Annotated in this window: 6 protein-coding genes; all 6 read left to right on the forward strand. The window is 47.6% G+C overall.

What is annotated here, in order from left to right; all coding sequences use genetic code 11:
- Positions 1-270: 270 nt before the first annotated feature.
- On the forward strand, positions 271-1329 hold the full coding sequence (locus JRF57_15915; protein MBW2305184.1) for a glycosyltransferase family 39 protein: 1059 nt from the start codon (positions 271-273) through the stop codon (positions 1327-1329).
- A 49-nt stretch (positions 1330-1378) separates the two neighbouring features.
- Positions 1379-1666, forward strand: a complete 288-nt coding sequence (locus JRF57_15920) for a hypothetical protein (protein MBW2305185.1) — start codon at positions 1379-1381, stop codon at positions 1664-1666.
- Between the two features lie 98 nt (positions 1667-1764).
- Positions 1765-2193, forward strand: a complete 429-nt coding sequence (locus tag JRF57_15925; GenBank protein ID MBW2305186.1) for a nucleotidyltransferase domain-containing protein — start codon at positions 1765-1767, stop codon at positions 2191-2193.
- Positions 2190-2618: a DUF86 domain-containing protein gene (locus JRF57_15930; GenBank protein ID MBW2305187.1), complete on the forward strand. Its 429-nt coding sequence runs from the start codon at positions 2190-2192 to the stop codon at positions 2616-2618. Before JRF57_15925 ends, JRF57_15930 begins: the two co-directional genes overlap by 4 nt.
- A gap of 87 nt (positions 2619-2705) precedes the next feature.
- Entirely contained in the window at positions 2706-4136 is a 1431-nt protein-coding gene (locus tag JRF57_15935; protein MBW2305188.1) for a glycosyltransferase, read from the forward strand.
- Between the two features lie 82 nt (positions 4137-4218).
- Entirely contained in the window at positions 4219-4953 is a 735-nt protein-coding gene (locus JRF57_15940) for a class I SAM-dependent methyltransferase (protein ID MBW2305189.1), read from the forward strand.
- Positions 4954-5196 lie beyond the last annotated feature (243 nt).

Consider the following 5196-nt stretch of genomic DNA (forward strand, 5'->3'; position numbering starts at 1 on the left):
CATAAATCCCAGCGTCGCTTCGCTCCGACTTCCTCGCTCGGGGGTGCCGCAATCCTCCGGATCAGGGTGTCGGAATGCTCCGGAATGACATGCCGTTTTCACCGGAATAGGCAACTAATCCATCTTGTAGTTTTCATGCGATACAGTAGGGTTTGTCATATAGCCATAGTGAGAGATAATTCGGCTGGTGTCGCTCTTTGAAGCTATCCTCTTAATGGAATAATGGGTCCCCGTTATTCGAGACAAATAATGACAAAACGGATGGGAAATTTGTTCCCAAAGAAGCTGGCGGTCATTTTCTTTGCCGCCCTGATTTTTCGGCTGACGGTTTTCTGGCAAGTTATGGGCCATCCCGGCGTGGTATTCCAACCCGATTCAAGAATGTATGTTTCTTTGGCCGAAGGACTGGTCCGCCACCATTCATTTTGCTATCCGAATTACCCCTCCAGGCCGGACGTGGAGAGAATGCCCGCTTACCCTCTCTTTTTGGCCGGGGTCTTGAAGTGGGGATCTGGGGGTTTTCTTCCTGCGATACTAATCCAGGTTTTGTTTGATTGCCTAAGTTGTGTATTTATTTTCCTGTTGGCCGAAAAATTGTGGAAAGGCGCGGGCTGGCTGGCGGGTTTGTTGTCGGCCGCAAATGTCGGGATGATCACCTATGCGCATTTTATATTGAATGATAGTCTGTTTCTATTCGTTTTTTTATTAGTTCTGCTCGCATTATTCAGGTGGATCGAAAAAGGCGATTGGAAAGGGTGCATCTTGATAGGGTCAGGGTGCGCTCTATCGGTGTACATTCGTCCCGTAACCATGTATTTTCCTCTTTTTTTGATCCCGTTTCTCTTCCTGTTTCTTTTAATCAAACATAAAAATGGTTTTTTCCTTGCAGCCGGGAAATCGATCGCTGTTATTGTTGTCTTCTTTTTTTTTCTGTCCCCCTGGCTTGTTCGAAACCATATCCATTATGGCCGATACAGATTGACATCCCAGGCAGGGGAGCATCTCCTACAGTACGTGGTTCCTTTTGTCTGGCAGTATTCTAAGGGGATCCCTTTTATAGAGGGGATGAAGAAGGCAAACCGGGAATTTGATGAAAGAATAAGAGAGGGAGGGGCCAGGCCGGAGGACTTGGGCCCCTTCGAGAGAAGCGATCGGCAAGTCCGGATGGCTATTGAGTACCTTGAAAAGGAACCAAAAGCAGCCCTTTTAAAGGCCTGGGTTTTCGGGATGGCCAAGAATCTGTTCGCCCCTGCTCTCATCGATATGTCCTACCTCTTGAGCATTGAGAGGCCCCATTTTTTTTTATACACCGGGAAAAACGCTTCTTGATAGGGGGTGGAACTTCCTGAAGGGACTGAATGGGGTTTTCGGGTGGGCCGTGGTTCTTGGACTGGCCGGGTTAATGTTATCGCGGATTCTCCAGTTATGGGGACTGATCATTCTGTATCGCTGGAAGAAGTGGGAGGCCATTTTTTGCCTTCTGGTCATTGGTTACTTCTTGCTGATATCCGGGCCGGTCGGTTACGCAAAGTACAGGCTGCCATTTGAACCGATATTGATTGTCTTGATGGCTATAGGGATCAAAGATATTTATCGATTGCTGATCAAGAAAAAAGAATCGTCATCTATGGAGGAAAGGGAGCAAGAGGCCGCAGTTTTGCAATAAGATAAGGAGATCGAGGGAGTTTGATTGATATTCAGGTTTTGTAATACTCTAGATGTAGGCATCCGGCTGAACCGACTAGGTAAAGCGATGGGTTTTAAATGGCTGAAATAACGGCCTATAAACTGAGTAATGACAAAAAGAAGAAAATTCTCCGGCAAATAGAAGAATTTTTCCACGAGAAACCGGAGATTGAATTTGCTTACATCTACGGGTCTTTCAACGCGGATGGTCCATTCAGAGATATTGATATAGGTATATATGTAAATGAAAACCAAGTAAAAGAACAGGTAAAATTCGAACTAACCCTTGAAATGGAACTAGAGCGATATGTCGGAATTTCTATTCCTGTTGATATTCGAATAGTCAATAAACGCAATATAACGTATGCATACAATGTATTGAAGGGCCAGCTAATTTATAACAAGAATGACAGTAAAAGGGTGAATTTTGTTACGTATGTGCTGTCAAGATATTTTGATTTAAAACCCGTTTTGTCATATTACCAAAAGGAGGCATTTGTCCCTTGACGCTCGACACCAACCGAATAAGGGGGAAGTTAACGGATATATTTCGGTCCCTGAACCGCTTGAAGGCTTTTCAGGGTATTTCAAAAGAAGAATTCCTCAGAAACGAAGACTACCAGGACATTGCAAGGTCGCGACTGCTTACAGCTATTGAAGCGGCCTTGAATATCTGTTACTACCTTGCAGCAAAGAAAATTCATCAAGTGCCGGAGGATTATTCACATTGTTTCGAACTCCTGGGGCTATCAGGAATGCTACCGGATGAACTTGCAGGGCGGCTTTCAAAAATGGCCAGATTCAGAAACAGGCTGGTCCATCTATACTGGGATATCGATTATAGTGCCGTATATGAGATTATCTGTAATGATTTGAAAGACCTTGAAGATTATGCAATGGAAATCGGTAAATTTATTGAAAGTCATGGATGATTTCAACCGGTGATGAATGAGTTCTGAAGGATTCAGATTCAAAGAATCAGGAAGATTTTGCAACCAGGGTCGTTTACTTAGGCAGAGATGATAAAAGAAACAAAAGAGTTAGGAAAAGAGGCGATCATTGCGCGTTTTGATGCTTTGGCGGAGAGGCGGGATCACTGGATCAGGAGAAACAGGTACTATTACGATGATCAGGCGCGGTATTTCAGGTTTCTCGTTCCGGCAGGGTTGTCGGTGCTTGAATTGGGATGCGGGACGGGAGATCTTCTGAACGCCTTGAAGCCGCGGCGCGGAGTGGGAATCGATTTCAGCTCAAAGATGATCGATAGGGCCCGAGAGAAATATCCGCATCTCGATTTCCGCCAGGCCGATGTGGAGGATCTTGAATACTGGGGTGAAACCTTTGATGTGATCATCCTGGCCGATGTCGTGGGGCATCTCAGGGATATTGAAGAGACATTAAGAGGACTTAGAGTTTTTTGTCGGGCCGATACACGGATCATCATCTCCTATTATAATTTCTTGTGGGAACCGGTACTCAAATTGGGGGAGGTTTTGAGACTGAAGATGCCCCAGCAGTACCAGAATTGGCTTTCAACCGAGGATATCGTTAATCTATTAAGGCTTGCGCGCTTTCAAGTCGTAAAAAGCGAGACACGGCTTTTGATCCCCAAAAAGATTCCGCTCCTGAGCCGGTTTATCAACCGTTATCTGGCACCTCTTCCTGGATTGAGACGCCTGTGCCTGTGCCGGTACATCGTTTCGCGGCCTCTGGATAAGCGGGAGAAGAGGGAATTTTCATCCACCATATTGATTCCTTGTAGAAACGAAAAGGGAAATATCGAGGCCGCTGTTCGAAGGATACCGGAATTCGGTTCCCACCAGGAAATCATCTTTGTGGACGGCCATTCCACTGACGGCACTCCGGATGAAATCCAGAGGGTCATAAGGGCATACCCGGAAAAAGACATCAAGTTCATGGTCCAGGATGGGCGGGGAAAGGGGGATGCGGTTCGGAAGGGCTTTTCAGCGGCAACGGGAGAGGTGCTGATGATTCTCGATGCCGATCTCACCATGCCCCCGGAAGACCTGCCGAAGTTTTACCGGGCCATCACTGAGGACTTGGGGGAATTCATCAACGGTTGCCGGTTGGTCTATCCCATGGAAAAACAGGCCATGCGTTTTTTGAATCTCCTGGGGAACAAATTCTTTTCCGTGATGTTCACATGGCTTCTAAATCAACGTTTCAAGGATACCCTATGCGGGACAAAGGTTCTGTTCAAGAGGGACTATGAAAAAATTCAGGCCGACCGCGGCTACTTCGGGGATTTCGATCCATTCGGGGACTTCGACTTGATATTCGGTGCCGTGAAGCAAAATCTCAAGGTGGTGGAGGTCCCCATCCGGTACCGGGAAAGGACCTATGGAAGCACCAATATCAGTCGATTCAGGCATGGGTGGCTTTTGTTGAAAATGACCCTTTTCGCCTACCGCAAGATCAAGGCGATATGAAAAATCATTTTCCACGACCCCAGTCGAGATCGTGCATTTTTCAAAGGCCTTCCTTCAAAATCCGCCGGGATGCGGACACTCCATGAAATCACAGGGAGATATCATCGAGGAACGCCGGAGGATTTGGGAACGCAAACCTATCCTCAGGAGACTGTATCACCGGTGGTACCGGTTGATCGGCGAAGCCATAAGGCCGGGCAGGACCCTGGAGCTGGGCGGGGGAAGCGGGAACCTGAAGGAGTTTTTCCCCGGGACGATCACCTCGGATATTCTCTTCGCACCATGGCTTGATGTCGTCCTGGACGCCCATTTCCTGCCGTTCAAGAAAGAGAGTCTGGACAACATCGTACTCTTTGATGTGCTTCATCACCTGTCTCGTCCCGCCCGATTCTTCGGGGAAGCGGAAAAGGTTTTGCGCCCCGGAGGACGCGTGGTCATGATGGAACCTTATGTGTCCTGGTTCTCCTATGTCGTCTACCGGTATTTTCACCCGGAAGGGTTGGATGGCGAGGTTGATCCGTACGGAGAAGCCTTTGGGGGATCGGGCAAGGAGGCCTTCAAGGGAAACCAGTCCATCCCCTCTCTTATGTTTATCAAGTATGGCCGGAGGTTTGCCCGGGAATTTCCGGGGTTCCGGGTGATTCGGATCGATACGATGGATTTTTTAGTTTACCCCCTGAGCGGAGGATTCCATAACCCGAGCCTGTGCCCGGTCTTTGCCTTTCCGATGCTTGAGCGCCTTGAAAGGTGGCTCAAACCCTTTCGTTCCTTTCTCGCTTTTCGGATGTTGGTGGTCATTGAGAAGAGAGCGAAATGAGAGGGGCGCTCCGAAATCTTCCCGGCCCCCGTCGATATCAAACTCCTTCGGTTTATGAGACCTTTGAAAAATGTTCAATTTTGTTCAAGGTCAAGGAAGGCGAAAATTTTAACCGCAGGGGTACATTGAAGTATTTCGAGGATTAAACCACTATCGGCTGAAGCCGTAAGCTTAGGGGCCAAGGGGTCGAGGGTTCAAGGGGTCAAGTGAAAAACATTTTTCTTTAAATCCCGGTTTCTCACT

The organism is Deltaproteobacteria bacterium, from assembly GCA_019310525.1.
Lineage (GTDB): Bacteria > Desulfobacterota > DSM-4660 > Desulfatiglandales > HGW-15 > JAFDEE01.